Origin of the sequence: Pseudoxanthomonas sp. LjRoot127 (assembly GCF_964253495.1) — a bacterium.
Classification (GTDB): domain Bacteria; phylum Pseudomonadota; class Gammaproteobacteria; order Xanthomonadales; family Xanthomonadaceae; genus Pseudoxanthomonas_A.
In genome coordinates this window covers 1,383,153-1,399,179 of the sequence record NZ_CAXUQR020000001.1, presented here as the reverse complement: position 1 = coordinate 1,399,179, position 16,027 = coordinate 1,383,153, and the positions used below count along the sequence as shown (strand labels likewise).

The following is a 16,027-nucleotide window of genomic DNA, read 5'->3' as shown; positions in this document are numbered from 1 at the left end:
GTTATGCCTTGCGCGTGCAGGCGTCGTGCCGTCAGCGACGGCAGCACGCCTACTTTTCCTTGCGCCAGTTGATCGAGCCGCGCGTCTCGATGGTGCTGGATTCGATTTCCACGTCGAACCCCTTGCGCAGCAAATACTTCAGCGTCACCGCCGATCCGGAACCGATCATCGAGACCCCATAGCTGACGTACAGCTTGGGTGAGAGGTACTTGCCCACGCCGAACACGGAGCCGCCCAGCGTGCGCGATTCCAGCACCCCCGCATCGTCCAACCCGATCTTCGCGCCCAATTGCGACGCGAGCAATCCTGCGCCCGCGCCCAGTGCGGACGAAGCCGCGTTGATGCGCTGGCTTTCGTCGCTGCTCGCCGTGTTGAGCGAGCGGCCCAGCACCAGGTAGGCGAGTGCTTCGGACTCGGACATCGCCGGGTTGGACCACACGCGCGCACGCGGCTGGCTGGCACGGCCGGTCACGTCGATACCGGCGGTGACGCTGGCGCTGACGACGTCGCGTTCGGCGCGGATGTTGATGCGCGGATCGGAGACGGCGTTGTTGCTCCACGTCAGTTCGCCGCGGGTGATGCGCAGCTTCTGCCCGTACGCCTCGTAGCGGCCGTCCACATCGAGCCGGCCGGTCGCCAGCATTTCGCGGCCCGGCTGCGAGCGCACGTGCAGCGTGCCGGCCAGCGTGCCTTCCAGCCCATAGCCCTTCAACCTGACCTCGTCACCGACCTTCAGCGACAGGTCCAGGTCGAGGCGCGAACTGGGTGCGCGCTCGGGATCGACGGGGTCCAGGATCACGACGTCTTCCGAGGCAGACACACCGTCGTCCAGTTTTTCGACATCGATGGTCGCCGACGGGATACCTACCTCGCCGCGGACCTGGATGGTGTTGTCGGCGAAGCCCACCTGGATGTTCGGCGACGCCACCGCGCGCAGGTCGGTGGTGTCGGCGACCAGCACGTTGTCGCCGCGCACCTGGAACTGCAGTGGCGTGGTGTCGTTGTTCCAGCCCAGCGTGCCCGACACGTTGAGGATGCCGCCGGTGCCGGTGCCGCCGGTGGACGACACGGTCTTCATGCTTCCGTCGATGCGCGCGCTGCCGTCGGACAGTGCGACCAGCTCCGCGCCACCGTCGGTCAGCGACACGCCCAGCGCGGGAAGTTCGCCGGTGAATTCGGTCAGCGTCGCTTCGCCGCTCAGCAGCGGTCGTCCGCGCGTGCCCGCCACGCCGATATGCCCAGCCAACTTGCCACGCGGGCGTACCAGGTCCGGCGAGAACAACTCCATCCAGAACAGGCGCGAGTTGTGGAAGTACAGGTCGCCCTTCAGCGGCGCGAATGCGTCCCAGCCGGTGTTGAACGTCGCATCCACGTAACCGTCGCCCTTGAAGCCGGTGCCCAGCCGGCCCTGGATGCGTTGCGGGGTGAAGTCCACGTCGAGGGTGAAGTTGTCGTAGCGGATGATCTCGCCGCGCGCGGTGGTGCCCATCTTCAGGCCGCCATCCAGCGACGCGAGGTGCACTTCGCCCTGCCAGGCGTTGCCGGCGGGGCGGAGCGTGGCATCGAGGGTGAACTCACCGCGCAGCGTCAGCGGACGACCATCGGCCGGCGGCAGCCACGGCTGCACCAGTGCGAGCGACAGCGCTTCGCCACGCACGGCCAGCCCCTGGCGCGGCCAGTTTGCGCTGGCGCACAGTTCGCCCCCGATGTCGGAGCCGAGGCAGCTCTCGGACAGCGTCCAGTTGGCGCCGTTCTGCGCGAAGCGTGCCGGTTGCCGCAAGGTCCATGGGTTGCCCTTCGACGGCGCGATGCGCAACGCGTCGAGCGTGCCCTGCCAGTGGGCGCCGCGTTTCTGCGCGGTGCCGGACAGCGCGACGGCGCCCATCGCGTTGCGCGCGTCGCCATCGAAGCGCAGGTCTTCCACGGCGCCACGGGCGTTGAGAGCGACGGTGTCCAGTACGGCGCCCACGTCCACCGCGCTGCCCTGCAGCGCCAGGTTGCCGCTGCCACTGCGCCAGGGCAGGCGCCCGCGCAGGCTGAGCGTGCCCGCACTCCAGTCGTTCCAGCGCAGGTTCTCGCCACCGAGGTCGGCATCGATGTTCGGCGCATTGCGCGCGCCGGTGAGGCTGACCGTGCCGGCGAGCGTGCCGCTGGCCTCGGGCAGCAGGTCCGCGAGGTTGAACGGGCGGAACGCGGCGTCGATGGCCAGCGTATCGCCCACCTTGCCTTTCGCGGTGACGCGGCTGCCGCCGAGCGACAAGGCCAGATCGCCTTCGCCGTTGTTGCCGTCGAGCGCGAATGTGCCGCGTGCATCCAGCGGCCGGTCGCGCAGGCGACCGCTCAGCTTCGGTATGTCCAGCGCGCCCTGGAACAGGCCATCCTCGCGCTGACGCCCCTTCGATGCGAGGTTGCCGGAGACGTTGCCGGTCCATCCTGCTGCGAAATAGCCGGGATCGAACCCGGCCAGCGTCGCCTTCACGTCCCAATCCAGCACCGGCGCCCAGCCGACCGTGCCGGTCGCATCGAGCGTGCCGGTCGGCATGGTGGCGCGCAGCGTTTCCAGCTGCACGCGCTCGGCATTGCCGCGGCCATCGAATTCCAGCAGCGCGCGTTCATCGCCGCGCGTCAGCGTGGCCTTGCCGATGGCGGCCCAAGCGTCCAGCTTGCCGGCCAGGCCGAAGTCGCCTTCGGCGCCGATCATGCTGTCCGCTTCCGTACCCCAGCGCAGGCTGCGCGCGTTGACGGCGAATCGGAATCCGGGATTCTCCGGCGCGGTGAAATCGGCGCGGCCGCGCAGCGAGGCATAGCCGTCGAACGCGCGGATCGCCAGCGGCTCCACGGTCAGCACTTCGCCGTCGATGCGCGCGTGCGAGGGTTCGATGACGACCGCGATGTCGCCCTGCCGCAACGTGCCCTGCAGGTCGGCGGCACCCCCGGCGCCCTTCGCGACCAGGTCGAACGACACGGGGGTGCTGTCCTCCATCATGCCGAGCAGAGAGAGATCAAGGGCGTCGGACTTCGCCGCGAAGTTCCACGTCGGCTTCGTCTCGCCACGCAACGTCAGCGTGGCACGCACGGGGGCCGGCGCAGCGCCCGACACGCCGACGTTCATGCGCGCGCGATCGCCGCGTGCCACCAGGCCGATGCGCGCGGGCGTGCGACCCAATGGCGCAGGGAACACTCCCGTCGCGGTGAGGTCGGTGGCGTAGCCTTCGCGCGGTGCGTAACTGCCGTGCACGCCGAATGCGCCGCGGTCGCTGGCGATGGCCAGCTTCTGCGCATGCACGTACCCGTTGCCGATGTCGATCGCGCCGGTTGCGCGCGAAATGTCGATGACCGTTTGTCCGCTCTGGCGGATCAGGAAGCGGTCGATCTCCATGCGGTCGGCCTGGATCGCCAGCGGCATCTCGATCTGCGGCAACACGTCGGGCCAGCGCGGCAGCTCGAACGGTTCATCGCTTTCGGGCACGTCGAGCATCGCGCCGCGCAGCTTCAGCACGTCCAGGCGCAGGCGCTTGCCGAGCAGCGGCCGCAGGTCGGGTTCCAGATAGACCTCGTCTGCGGTGAAGCGGATCGTGTCCCAGCGGAAATCCACGCCGCGCAGCGTCAGCGGACCGGCGATGGGGCCATCGACTTGCTTGTACGTCAGCGATGCGTCCGCCGGCAGCCGCGCCTGGATCTGCGCCAGCAGCACGTCGCGCCCGGCCACCGTCTGCAACAGCCAGTACAGGCCGATGCACAGCAGCACGAGCAGCACGCCGCTGCCGATCGCGCTGCGGATCGCCAACGTGCGCATGCGCGCCTTGCGGCGCGCGCGCAACTCGGCGATGCGCGCTTCGCGCTCTTCCGGTGTCAGGTCGTCGGGAAGCGCCTTCTTCCTCACAGGTCGGTCCCGATGTTGAGGTAGATCTGGAAGCTGGAATCCGGGTCGTTCAGGCCATGCGCCACGTCGAGGCGGACGGGACCGACCGGCGAACGCCAGCGCAGGCCCACGCCGATGCCGGTGCTGAGGTCGGGGCGCGTGCCGTCGAACGCACTGCCGGTATCCACGAACACCGCGCCGCCGTAAGGACCGCCCTTCGGATAGAACTCGTATTCAACGCTGCTGGTGAGCACGTTCTTCGCGCCGAGCGCATAGTCGCCGCGGCGCGGCCCGACTTCGCGCCAGGCGTAGCCGCGGATGCTGCGGTCGCCGCCGGCGAAGAAGCGCAGCGAAGGCGGCATCGCCACCAGCGAACTGGTGAAGGTATGCCCGTATTCGCCGCGCACGATCAGCGTGCTGTTGGCCTTGTAGCGCTGCGACCAGCGCGCGCGCATGTGGAACTGCAGGAAGTTGGCATCCGAGCCCGCGCCGTCGACGCCGCCGCGCAACAGGAGGGACCCTGCCAACTGGTCGGGACGGTTCGAACCGACCGGCGAATTGGTGTAGTCCGCGCGCAGCGACGGGTAGGTGAACGTGGCGTACTGCACGGTGGTGTCGGGCAGGCCGGTCAACGGATCATCCTCGACGTAGCGCCAGCGTTCCCGCAGCGCATGGATCGAGGCCACTGCCGTCCAGTCCTCGCTGACCTGGCCGCTGCGGCTGCCGGTGAACTCGACATGGCGCAGGTCGATGTAATCCGTCTGTTCGTCGCTGGCCTGCAGGCCGACCGTGTACCAGCCATCGAGCCACTTGAACGCGGGGATGCGGTACTGCGTGAGCAGCGTCTTGCGCTTCTGCGCGTAATCCAGGTGCGTGGAAAGTTTGTGCCCGCGCGAGTTGACGTAGCGCCGGTCCAGCCCCAGCCGGATACCCGGGCCGCTCTCGGTGCCGTATGCCAGGCCGGCGGTGTAGATGTCGCGCTTGGCCAGCTCCAGGTTCACGTCGATCGGCACGCGCCCGTCGACGGCCTTGTCGGGATTGGCCTGGATGTCGATGCTGGAGAAGTAGTCCAGCCCGACCAGCGATTCGCGCAGCCGGTCCAGCTTGCCCTGGTGGAAGTAGCTGCCTTCTTCCCAGTACACCAGCTTGTCGAGCAGACCGGGGTCGAACTTGTCTTGGTGGAAGGTCGTCGCCCCCATGTCGTAGCGGATGCCGCTGACCCAGCCGAGCGCGATGTCGGCGGCGTGGTCGGCACGCGTGATCTCCACGCGGCGATGGGTGAAGTCCGCATCGAAGTAACCGCGGTCCGCCAGGCGCCGCACGATGGCCAGCTTGCTCGCCTCATAGGTGGTGTGGTCGAAGACATCCCCGACATCCGGCGCGAAGGCGGCCAGGTCTTCCTTGAGGTAACGGTCTTCGCCGCCTTCGCCTTCGATGGACAGGTCGCGCCTGCGCACCCGCACCGGCTCGCCGAGCTGCACGCGCACGACCACCGTCAGGCGCTCGTCTTCCGCGGCCTCGCTGCGCGGGGCATCGATGGTGATGGTGGGCGAGTAGTAGCCGAACGGCTCCAGGGCCTCGCGCGTTTCGGCGACGGCTTCGCCCAGCAGGTATTCCAGCCGCGATTCGCCGAGGCGATTGCCGAGCGAGTCGTTGAGCGACAGCGCGGCGTTGATGTTCTCGACCATCAGTTCGTCGTCCAGCCCCTCGACCTGCACCTTGTCGACGATGGCCGCAGCCCAGGCGGGACCGGTGGCGGCGAGCAGAACGGCGACGGTGGCGAGGCGGGGGAATCGACGCATGCGGGGAGGATACCCGGTGAGGGTTAAGCGGGGTGAAAGGTCGCGGGCGTCACGCGAGTCGCGGTTCACGGGAAGCCACGCTGATCGCGCATGTGGAGTGATCCCTCGCCCCGCGTGCGGGGAGAGGGTGCCGAAGGCGGGTGAGGGGCGAACGGAGCAGGGACACTGCTGCGCCTGTACAAGTACCGCGCTCTGCCCCTCATCCGCCCGCTGGGCACCTTCTCCCCGCCATGCGGGGAGAAGGAAACAAGCGTCAGCCCGACAGATGCTCGATCGCCGCCACCGCGCGGAAGCGATCAGCCAGGCGCTTCAGCAGGGCCAGGCGATTGGCACGCACGGCCGGGTCGTCGGCGTTGACCATCACGCTGTCGAAGAACGCATCGACCTGCGGCCGCAGGCGGGCGAGGTGGTTCAACACGGTGACGTAGTCGTGGTGGTGCAGGGCTTCGTCCGTCTCGCCGAGCACCGCTTCCACCGCTTCGGCCAGCGCGCTCTCGGCCGGGTCGGTCAGCAGCGCGCGGTCGATCGCGTGCGGGATGGCGATGTCGGCCTTTTTCAGGATGTTGCCGATGCGCTTGTTGGCCGCGGCCAGCGCTTCGGCTTCCGGTAGCGTGGCGAAGGTGCCGATGGCGTCGAGGCGCGTGTCGAAGTCGTAGAGGGAGGCGGGCTTCAGTTCGGCGACCGCGTTGAAGTGCGCGGCAGGCGCGCCCTTGTCGGCGTAGTAGCTGCGCAGACGGTCGAGGATGAAGTCATAGAGCTCGCTGGCGATGGAGCCAGACTCCAGGAAATGCAGTGTCTGGCCTTTCTCGGCGAAAAACTTGCCGAGGTGCGAAGCGACCCAACCTTGATCGGAACTTGCCGTATCCGCGACCGAGATCCCGGTGCCTTTGAAATGATCCTTGACCTTGCTGGCATCTTTCGGGCTGGTTTCGGCGATCGCGAGCGAGGACTGGCCCACTGCTGACGTGAGCAGGGCCTTTACATCCAGATTGAACCCACTTTCGATCACCGTCCGCGCCAACCCCAGCGCATTCCGCCTCAGCGCAAACGGATCCTTGTTGCCTGTCGGCTTCAGCCCCGCCGCGAAACCACCTGCCAGCGTATCCAGACGCTCCGCAATCGCCAGCACCTTGCCCAACGGCGACAGCGCGATGTCGTCGCCGGCGAAACGCGGCTGGTAGGCCTCGTCGATGGCCAGCGCGATCTCCTTCGGCTCGCCCGCGGCGAGCGCGTAGTGACGGCCCGCGATGCCCTGCAGTTCGGGGAACTCGTTGACCATGCGCGACTGCAGATCGTTCTTCGCCAGCAGCGCCGCCTTGCGAGCCTGTTCCGGATCTGCACCGACCTGCGCGGCGATCGTCTCCGCCAGCGCGGCCACGCGCGCGACCTTGTCGGCGACGCTGCCCAGCTTGGCCTGGTAGGTGACGGTCTTCAGCCCGTCGCCCATCGAGACGAGTCCCTGCTTCAGGTCCTCATCGAAGAAGAACTTTGCGTCGCTGAAGCGCGGACGGATCACGCGTTCGTAGCCCTTGCGCACTTCGTCGACATTCTGCGATTCGATGTTGGCGATGCCGATGAAATGCTCGGTCAGCTTGCCGCCGTCGCTGAGCACCGGGAAGAACTTCTGGTTGATCTCCATCGTCTCGATCAGCGCTTCCTGCGGCACGGCCAGGAACGCGGATTCGAAACTGCACAGCACCGCGGCCGGCCACTCGGTCAGGCAGACCACCTGCTCGAGGTTGTCGTCGGTGATGCGCGCGCTGCCGCCGGCCTGCGCCGCGGCTTTCTGAACTTCATCGACGATGCGGGCGCGGCGCGCGTCGGCATCGACCAGCACCTTGGCGCCACGCAGCGCATCCACGTAATCATCGGGCTGGCCGATCCAGACCGGCTTGTCGTGTTCGAAGCGATGGCCGCGGCTCATGCGGTCGGATTTCACGCCGAGCACCTCGGCGTCCACCACGTCCTTGCCCAGCAGCAGCACCAGCCAGTGCACGGGCCGCGCAAACGCGTAGTCGTGGTCGCCCCAGCGCATCGGCTTGGGAATCGGCATGCCAGCCAGCGCCTCGCGCACGATGTCGGCCAGCAGGTCGGCGGTCTTCGCGCCCGGCTTCACCGAACGATGGACGAAGCGCTCGCCCTTGCCGTCGGTGGTGCGCTCCAGCGCGGTCCAGTCGATGCCCGCTTTCGCAGCGAAACCTTCCAGCGCCCGGGTCGGTGCCCCGTTCGCGTCCAGCGCGATGTTGAGGTACGGGCCGAGCACCTCGGATGTCTGCTCGGGCTGTTCCACGTCCACGGCCGGCAGTAGTACCGCCAGGCGGCGCGGCGTGTACAACGGCTTGGCGTCGCCGCGCTCGTGGCCGATGCCACGCTTGTCGAGCGCCGCGATCACGCCATCGAAGAGGGCCTGCGCCAGGCCGGGCAGCGCCTTGACCGGCAGTTCTTCGGTACCCAGTTCGATCAGCAGGGGTTTTTGTTCGCTCATGTGCATGCAACCTTGAGTTGTTCCCTTCTCCCTGCGGGAGAAGGTGCCCGAAGGGCGGATGAGGGTGCGGCGGAGTCCGTGGCGGTGAACCATCCGGATGTCGCCGGATCCTCTCCCCAACCCCTCTCCCGACGGGAGAGGGACTTCAAGCGGATTCTTTCTTCAAACCAGGAAAACCCAGCTTTTCGCGCTGCGCGTAGTAAGCCTCGGCCACCCCCTGCGCCAGCTTGCGCACGCGCAGGATGTAGCGCTGGCGCTCGGTGACCGAGATCGCGCGTCGCGCGTCCAGCAGGTTGAAGCTGTGGCTGGCCTTGCAGACCTGCTCGTAGGCGGGCAGCGGCAGGCCGGCCTCGACCAGCTTCAGCGCTTCGTTCTCGCAGGCGTCGAAGCGGTGGAACAGTTCTTCCACGTCGGCGTGCTCGAAGTTGTACGTGCTCTGTTCCACCTCGTTCTGGTGGTACACGTCGCCGTACTTCACCACGCCCTGCGGGCCGACCGTCCATACCAGGTCGTAGACGTTGTCGACGTTCTGCAGGTACATGCAGAGGCGCTCGAGACCGTAGGTGATCTCGCCCAGTACCGGCCGGCATTCCAGGCCACCGGCCTGCTGGAAGTAGGTGAACTGGGTGACTTCCATGCCGTTGAGCCAGACCTCCCAACCCAGGCCCCAGGCGCCGAGCGTCGGCGACTCCCAGTTGTCCTCGACGAAGCGCAGGTCGTGCACGCGCGGATCGATGCCCAGCGCCTTCAGCGACCCCAGGTACAACTCCTGGATGTTGTCGGGGTTGGGCTTCATCACCACCTGGTACTGGTAGTAGCGCTGCAGGCGATTGGGGTTCTCGCCGTAGCGGCCATCGGTCGGTCGGCGGCTGGGCTGTACGTAGGCGGCATTCCACGGCTCGGGCCCGAGCGCGCGCAGGAAGGTGGCGGGATGGAAGGTGCCGGCGCCGACTTCCAGGTCCAGCGGCTGGATCAGCACGCAGCCCTGGTCGGCCCAGTACTGGTTCAGGGTCTGGATCAGCGCCTGGAAACTCAGGCCCTGGAAGGTGGTTACCGGTGAAATGGTTTGTCCGGCCATCGCGTTATCGTGCACTGCGGAAAAGCGGGCTAGTATACGGGCAAGCCCTTGTCCTTCCGCCGTTTTCCGCCCGTTCGCCGCCGTCGTGGATATGTCCGTGAAAGCCCCTTTCCTCATCGTCGAAACCGGCCAGCCGGTGCGCTCGATGCGGCGTTATGGCGGCTTCCCGCACTGGATCCGCGTGGCCGCCGGGCTGGAGGCGCACGAGACCGTGGTGGCGAATGTGGAGCGCGGCGATGCGCTGCCATCGCGCGAAGGCTTCGCCGGCGTCATCGTCAGCGGCTCGGCCGCCATGGTCACCGACCGCGCCGACTGGAGCGAGCGCAGTGCCGACTGGCTGCGCGACGCCGCCCACGAGGGCCTGCCGCTGCTCGGTATCTGCTACGGGCACCAGTTGCTGGCGCATGCGCTGGGTGGCGAGGTCGCGTACAACCCGGCCGGGCGCGAATCCGGCACGGTCCACATCGACCTGCACCCGCAGGCACAGGACGATCCGCTCTTCGCCGCGCTGCCGCGCAAGTTCACGGCCCACGCCACCCACGTACAGACCGTGGCCCGCCCCCCGGATGGCGCGACCGTGCTGGCCCGGTCCGAGCAGGACGACTGCCATGCGTTCCGCTGGCGCGATCGCGCCTGGGGCGTGCAGTTCCATCCCGAATTCGCCACCCACCACATGCGCGGCTACGTGCACGCCCGCGCCGAGCACCTGCGCAGCGAGGGCCGCTGCCCCGGCACCATCGCCCGCGGCGTGACGGCGGCGCCGCAAGCCCGCAAACTATTGCGGCGGTTCGTCCGCCATGCGCGTGGCCTGCACGCGCGCTGAGCCTTCCTGCTGTACTTCTCCCAGAGATCCCCGATGTCGACGATCAACAAGGTGCCGGCCAGTGCCGGCGCGGAATGGCTGCTGGCGGGCTTCGCGCTGCTGAAGCGCGCGCCGGTGCCGCTGATCACGATCAGCCTGTCCGGACTGCTGGTAGTTGCCTTCGGGTTGGTAGTGGCGTTGATCGGGATGCTGGCTGCGTCTGCCTTGCCGTTTCCGCTGTCTTTCCTTGGGTCGCTCGCTGCCAATCTCGTTTTGCTGGGCGTGCCCTGCATCGTCTTCAGTGGCGTGGTTTGGGCGGCACGGGAGGTTGCGGAGGGGCGGGTCGCGACCCTTGAGCATCTGCAGGTGGGCCTACGTCACCTGCGCCCGCTCGTGGTGGTGTCCCTAGTGCCGGTGATCGTGACGATGTTGTGTGGTTTGTTGCTGATTGCACTGATCGGCCCCGAGGGCGCTCAGCAGACCAATGAGGTGATGCTGAAGCTGCGAGAGCTCAGCGCTAGCGGCGCGCCGCCGAATCCTCAGCAAGTGACTGCGCTGATTTCCGCGCTGCCGGTTCTGAGGCTCATGTTGTGGGTGGTGGCTGTTGTCATCATTACGCCGGTGGTGATCCTTCTGGTCATGGTCGCCATGGCCGAGGTCGTCTTCCGCGACCGCGGAGGCATGGCTGCCCTGCGTGCGAGCCTGTCAGTGAACCTGCGCAACTTCCCGGCACTGGTGGTTTTCTCGGTGCTGCTGACGATCCTCATGTTCGTGCTGAATCTGGCACTCAACATGGTCGGCGTCTTCATCCAGCTAGTACTGGGTCCGGTGATTGCCGTACTGCTGATCAACGCCACGATGGTGGGCAGCCTGATGCCCATCATCGCAGGCGCGGCGTACACCGCGTGGCGTCAGATGCTGGATGGGGATAAGCCTGCGTCGACAGGTGGCTCTTCGCCGACGTCGACGCGGATCGAGGTCTGAACCTTAGGGATCGTGAGGCGGCGGGCCAAGGCCCGCCCTACGAAGCGGGCTGTTCTTTCGGTTTGAGCCAGCCCGCCGCGATGATGCCCAGCTCGTAAAGCAGGCACATCGGGATCGCCAGCATCAGCTGCGACACCACATCGGGCGGGGTGATCAGTGCGGCGATGACGAAGACACCGACGATCGCGTAACCGCGCCCCTCCCGCAGCTGCTGCGGCGTCACCCAGCCCAGCAGCACCATGATCACCAAGGCCACGGGCAGCTCGAAGCTCACGCCGAACGCCAGGAAGATCACCATCACGAAGTCCAGATACTTCGCCGGGTCCGGCGCCAGCGTCACCATGTCCGGCGTGAACACCGTCAGTGCGTGGAACACGCTGGGCAGCACGAGGAAGTAGGCGAACGCACACCCCGCGTAGAACAGCACGATGGCCGACACCAGCAACGGCATCGCCAGGCGCTTCTCATGCTTGTACAGACCGGGCGCGACGAAGCTCCATGCCTGATACAGCAACCAGGGCGAGGACAGGAACAACGCGAGGAAGAACGCCAGTTTGATCGGCGCGAAGAACCCGGAGGTCGGGTCGCTGGCGATCATTTGCGTGGCCTGCCCGGCGGGCAGTTGCGAAATCAGCGGCTGGGCGAGGCGATCATAGAGCTGGCGTACGAACGGCAGCAGCGCCAGCAGGATCACCCCGGTACCCGCCAGCCCGCGCATCAATCGCGTGCGCAGTTCCAGCAGATGTTCCATCAGACTGCTTTCGGCTTCCTGATCCGGGGAGGTGCGATTCATCGCGCGTCCTTGGGCGGGAACAGGTCGGCGGTGGTGCCGGCTTCAGGCTGGTGGTTCGCTTCCAATGGCGCATCGATGTCCGCGTCGGTCGTCGCATCGGAACGGCGTTCCGATTCGATCACCGGCTCGGGCTCCCTCTCTGCAGATGCTGCCGGCGGCCTCGCGAGCGCGGGAGGCGTGATGGCGGATTCGACGTCGTCGCGAAGCGCCTTGGCGTCCTCGCGCGCCGCCTGGCGCACGTCCTCGAACTGGCGTTCGGTCTCGCGCGCGCTGTCGCGGATACGCTGCTCGGTATCGCGCAGGGCGTCCTGAGCATCCCTGAGGTTGCGCTTGAGTTCTTCGGACGCGAGCTCGCGCTCCAGCTCGTCCTTCACCGAGTACCACTGCGCGCGGGCGCGTCGTACCCACAGGCCGGCGAACCGCGCCGCCTTGGGCAGGCGCTCGGGGCCGAGCACGATCAACGCGACGACCGCGATGACCAGCAGTTCACTGAAACCGATATCGAACATGGTCGCGGCGGACGTCCCGCCGGATCAGCGGGCGTCGCGGTCGCGCTCTTTGGCGGCGTCGGATGCGTCGCTGCGCGACTGGTCATCGAGCTGGCCGGCGGGCTTGTCGTCGTCCTTCATGCCCTTCTTGAAACCCTTGACCGCTTCGCCCAGGTCCTGGCCGGCATTGCGCAGGCGCTTGGTGCCGAAGACGAGCAACACGACCACCAGCACGATGATCCAATGCCAGATGCTCAAACCGCCCATGGTGTGCTCGCAGGAAAGTTGGGGCGCTCAGGATAGCGCAGGCAGACCGCCGGGATGGCGATCCACCGCCCATTACTTCCGTTACGGGGTGCCATCCAGCGGTTCGGTGCGCACCTCGCCGTCCTGCACGGGCTCGAATCCCTGCGCCTGGGCCGGGGCTTCGACGACCACCGGCGCGACGGCGGGCGCGGGGGTGCGCGCAGCGGCCGACGCCGTTGCGCCGGCCGTGCCACGGTTGCCGCGTGCCAGTTCGGTGACTTCCTCCAGCTCGTCGCGGAAGCCGACCACCGCATCCGACGGCTGCCCGGCGCGGCTCTCGAAAATGGCGCGAGGCGTCGCGGCGCTGCCGTAGACCGAGGTGTTGGCTTCGTCGTCGATCTGCAGCACCGCGCCATCGAGCGCCACCCCGGCGAACAGACCGCGCGCCCGCGACCACGACCAGATCTCGGCCTTCAGCTGGCCGTCGGTGGATGCGCTGGCGTTGCGGCCCACCGGACCGGCGGCCACGCCCGCGTCGGCGCCGAGGGTGAACTTGCCGTTGACGATGGAGTCGAGCGAGCGGTCGTTGCGGAACACCAGCACCACGTCCGACGACTGCACGCCAGCCTGGAAGCCGATGCTGCCACCGGTGAGCTTTATGAAGACCGGCTGCGACCAGCTGCCGTCCGGGTTCTTCACCGACATCAGGCCGTGGCCGCGACGGCCGCCGATCACCAGCCCCGCCTTCAGCGTGTCGGGGATCACGACGATCGCCCGCCCTTCGTCGAGCAGCTTGTCGGGAATGCCGTTTTCCGGAATGCGCTGGATTTCGTTGAGCACGCGCACCGCATTGGCGGCGCGCTCGTCCTCCTTCGGCCCCGCGATGGCCTGGCCGGCGAACAGGGCGGCGGCCAGCGCGAGCGCGGTGGGCGGCAGCAGGCGACGGGAGGTGCGGTTCATGGCGGCTCCATAAGGGGGTTTCGCAGCAGGACGCTGCAACTGCTTGAAAGTAGGCGCGCAGGGATGAATCGGTGCTGACAGCGGGCGCCGACCACCGGTGGTGCAAGACCGGCTCGGTGCGATGCAGGGGCTCTGCCACAATACGCGGATGTCCGACACGCCCACCGCCCTGCTCGTCGTCAACCTCGGTACGCCCGAGGCGCCGACACCTCGCGCCGTCCGGCGCTACCTGGCCGAATTCCTGCACGACCATCGCGTGGTGCAGCTGACGCGCTGGCTATGGTGCCCGCTGCTGTACTTCCTGATCCTGCCGCTGCGGGGACCGAAGGCGGCCGCGAAGTACGCCAGCATCTGGCTGCCCGAGGGTTCGCCGCTGGCCGTGTACACGCGTCGCCTGGCCGTTGCGCTGCAGGCACGGTTGCCGGCATGGCGCGTGCGGGATGCGATGCGCTACGGCGAGCCATCGGTGGCCAGCCGCCTGCAGGCGCTGCGGGCCGAGGGCATCCGACGCGTGGTCGTGCTGCCGCTGTATCCGCAGTACTCCACGACCACCACCGAGTCGGTGCGCGACGTGGTCGTGCGCGAGGCGACGGGCTTGGAGGTGCGCTTCATCGAGGACTATTCCGTCGATGCCGGTTGGGTGGAGGCGGTCGTCGATGCGATCCGCCAATGGCGCGCGCGGCAGGGGGCGGGCGAGCACCTGCTGTTCTCCTATCACGGGCTGCCGCAGCGTCTGGCGCGCAACGGCGACCCGTATCCGCAGCGCTGCGAGGCCAGCACGCGTGCCATCGTGCAGGCGCTGGGACTGCGCGACGGCGAGTGGACGCTGACCTACCAGTCCCGCTTCGGCAAGGAGCGCTGGCTGGAACCGGCCACCGACACCACCCTGCAGGCGCTGGTGGCGCGCGGTGTGCGCAAGGTCGATGTGGTGTGTCCGGGCTTCGCGGTGGATTGTCTGGAGACGCTGGAGGAGGTCGGTATCGGCTTCGCGGAGCAGGTCGCGCACGCCGGCGGCGAGCTGCGTTACATCCCGTGCCTCAACGATGATGGGCAGCATGCCGATGCGCTGGCTGCGCTGGCACGCCAGGCGGACGACGCGCGCGCATGACGTTGGAGGCATTCGAGGTCGACATCGCGCTGGGCCGGATCAGCGGGCTGCGCAGTGCGACGAAGACGGGTCCGCGCGTGCTGGCCCTGCATGGGTGGCTCGACAATGCGGCCAGCTTCGTCCCGCTCGCCGGCCATCTGCCGGGGATACAGCTCGTGGTGCCGGACCTGCCGGGCCATGGGCGCAGCGCGCATCTTGCGCCCGGGGCGGAGTACACCAGTGGCGTGGCGGTCAACGCGGCGCTCGATATCGCCGATGCGCTGGGCTGGGAGACGTTCTCGCTGCTCGGCCATTCGATGGGTGCCGGGATCGCCAGCCTGATGGCGGCCGCCGTGCCGCAGCGCGTGGAGCGCCTGGTGGTGATCGAAGCGCTCGGTGGCCTGGCCGAGACCGTCGAACGCACGGCCGACCGGTGGCGCGAGGCGATCGCCGCTGCGCGTTCTCTGCCGGGCAAGCAGCTGCGCGTGTTCGGCGACCTCGCGGCACCGGTGCGGGCGCGCATGCAGGCGAACCAGTTGAGCGAACCCGCCGCGCGCCTGCTGGTCGAGCGCGGGGTACGGGCGGTCGACGGCGGCTATGTCTGGAGCAGCGACCCGCGCCTGACCCTGCCCACCCCGCAACGACTGGACGAGGCGCAGCTGGCAGCGCTGGTGGCAGGCGTCGCCTGTCCGACCACCGTGGTCTACGCGGACCCGCCACAGGCCTATTTCCCGGAACCGTTGCGCTCGCAGCGGGCGGCACTGCTGCCCGACGGCCGGCTGCATGTCATCCCCGGCACCCACCACCTGCACATGGAAGACCCCGCGACGGTCGCCGCGCTGGTCTCAGCGTTTCTGCTGCCCTGACGCGCCGCGCTTGGCGGAATGAAACGCTACCGCCAGCGCGATATCGCCCTTCCGGATCGGCGCGCTGCTCCGCCACCATGCGGTGGTGGCGGCATCCAGTTCGCTGTCGTCCTGCGCCAGGCGGCGCAGCAGGGTGATGTCTTCCGCACTGGCCAGTTGCTCGTCGGGAAGGTAATACCGCTCCAGCGGAAGCCGCGCAGCCTCCGGCGTGCGGGTCAGGCGTGCGATGAGCGCTATGGCGGCGAAGCCCAGCAGCACGTAGCCGGCCAGGAGGGTGGGAATCGAATCCCGCGCGCTGCCCACCCACGCCACGGTTCCGGCCACCAGCAAGAGTGCGAGGAGCAGCCTGGCGACACGGTCGAACCGCTGGATCGCACTGGCAGCCCGCCGACGCTCGCGCGCTCGGTTGCCGGCCTCTTCCACCGACAGGCTCTTGCGGCTCATCAGGGCGCGACGGGCATTGAGGCTGGCCGCCGTCTCGGAGGTGGGGACGGCATACAGCGAGAACTTCCGCATCGAATCTGCACCTTCGTCGCGCGTGGCGGAGACGGCACGGGAAGGGGAACGGGGGGTA

Annotated in this window: 13 protein-coding genes; 4 read left to right on the top strand and 9 right to left on the bottom strand. The window is 68.0% G+C overall.

Going from position 1 to position 16,027, the window contains the following annotated elements; all coding sequences use genetic code 11:
• Window positions 1–49: 49 nt before the first annotated feature.
• The 4 genes from ACSQ19_RS06675 to glyQ all read right to left on the bottom strand — a co-directional run bounded on the left by ACSQ19_RS06675 (window position 50) and on the right by glyQ (window position 9,227).
• The gene (locus ACSQ19_RS06675) at window positions 50–3,883 is read right to left on the bottom strand and encodes a translocation/assembly module TamB domain-containing protein (RefSeq protein WP_436000781.1); all 3,834 of its coding nucleotides are present in this window, start codon (window positions 3,881–3,883) and stop codon (window positions 50–52) included.
• Window positions 3,880–5,664 carry an autotransporter assembly complex protein TamA gene (locus tag ACSQ19_RS06670; protein WP_436000779.1) on the bottom strand — a complete coding sequence of 595 codons (1,785 nt, stop codon included), beginning with the start codon at window positions 5,662–5,664 and terminating at the stop codon, window positions 3,880–3,882. The genes ACSQ19_RS06675 and ACSQ19_RS06670 overlap by 4 nt, the downstream gene beginning before the upstream one ends.
• Before the next feature lie 253 nt (window positions 5,665–5,917).
• Window positions 5,918–8,149, bottom strand: a complete 2,232-nt coding sequence (gene glyS, locus ACSQ19_RS06665; RefSeq protein ID WP_436000777.1) for a glycine--tRNA ligase subunit beta — start codon at window positions 8,147–8,149, stop codon at window positions 5,918–5,920.
• Window positions 8,150–8,294: 145 nt separating this feature from the next.
• Window positions 8,295–9,227, bottom strand: a complete 933-nt coding sequence (gene glyQ, locus ACSQ19_RS06660; RefSeq protein ID WP_299345350.1) for a glycine--tRNA ligase subunit alpha — start codon at window positions 9,225–9,227, stop codon at window positions 8,295–8,297.
• A gap of 91 nt (window positions 9,228–9,318) precedes the next feature.
• On the opposite strand from glyQ, the gene ACSQ19_RS06655 reads away from it, so the two are divergent.
• A complete protein-coding gene (locus tag ACSQ19_RS06655; RefSeq protein ID WP_296281636.1) occupies window positions 9,319–10,050 on the top strand; it encodes a glutamine amidotransferase in 732 nt (243 codons plus the stop codon).
• A gap of 33 nt (window positions 10,051–10,083) precedes the next feature.
• Window positions 10,084–11,013: a hypothetical protein gene (locus ACSQ19_RS06650; RefSeq protein WP_296281635.1), complete on the top strand. Its 930-nt coding sequence runs from the start codon at window positions 10,084–10,086 to the stop codon at window positions 11,011–11,013.
• A gap of 37 nt (window positions 11,014–11,050) precedes the next feature.
• Here the strand turns inward: ACSQ19_RS06650 and tatC are convergent, their stop codons facing one another.
• The 4 genes from tatC to ACSQ19_RS06630 all read right to left on the bottom strand — a co-directional run bounded on the left by tatC (window position 11,051) and on the right by ACSQ19_RS06630 (window position 13,500).
• Window positions 11,051–11,806: a twin-arginine translocase subunit TatC gene (gene tatC, locus ACSQ19_RS06645; RefSeq protein ID WP_436000774.1), complete on the bottom strand. Its 756-nt coding sequence runs from the start codon at window positions 11,804–11,806 to the stop codon at window positions 11,051–11,053.
• Window positions 11,803–12,315, bottom strand: coding sequence for a Sec-independent protein translocase protein TatB (tatB, locus tag ACSQ19_RS06640; RefSeq protein ID WP_296281633.1), 513 nt, complete (start codon window positions 12,313–12,315; stop codon window positions 11,803–11,805). The genes tatC and tatB overlap by 4 nt, the downstream gene beginning before the upstream one ends.
• A 24-nt stretch (window positions 12,316–12,339) precedes the next feature.
• Window positions 12,340–12,561: a Sec-independent protein translocase subunit TatA gene (gene tatA, locus ACSQ19_RS06635; RefSeq protein WP_296281632.1), complete on the bottom strand. Its 222-nt coding sequence runs from the start codon at window positions 12,559–12,561 to the stop codon at window positions 12,340–12,342.
• 81 nt (window positions 12,562–12,642) lie between these two features.
• The gene (locus ACSQ19_RS06630; RefSeq protein WP_296281631.1) at window positions 12,643–13,500 is read right to left on the bottom strand and encodes a lipid-binding SYLF domain-containing protein; all 858 of its coding nucleotides are present in this window, start codon (window positions 13,498–13,500) and stop codon (window positions 12,643–12,645) included.
• Between the two features lie 148 nt (window positions 13,501–13,648).
• Here ACSQ19_RS06630 and hemH point away from each other — a divergent pair, with 148 nt between their 5' ends.
• Window positions 13,649–14,608 (top strand): ferrochelatase, encoded by a 960-nt coding sequence (hemH, locus tag ACSQ19_RS06625; RefSeq protein WP_436000771.1) that lies wholly within the window; start codon window positions 13,649–13,651, stop codon window positions 14,606–14,608.
• Window positions 14,605–15,453: an alpha/beta fold hydrolase gene (locus ACSQ19_RS06620; protein WP_436000769.1), complete on the top strand. Its 849-nt coding sequence runs from the start codon at window positions 14,605–14,607 to the stop codon at window positions 15,451–15,453. Before hemH ends, ACSQ19_RS06620 begins: the two co-directional genes overlap by 4 nt.
• Here the strand turns inward: ACSQ19_RS06620 and ACSQ19_RS06615 are convergent.
• Window positions 15,433–15,969, bottom strand: a complete 537-nt coding sequence (locus ACSQ19_RS06615; RefSeq protein WP_296281627.1) for a hypothetical protein — start codon at window positions 15,967–15,969, stop codon at window positions 15,433–15,435. The two genes, ACSQ19_RS06620 and ACSQ19_RS06615, sit on opposite strands and share 21 nt — an antisense overlap.
• Between the last annotated feature and the right edge of the window lie 58 nt (window positions 15,970–16,027).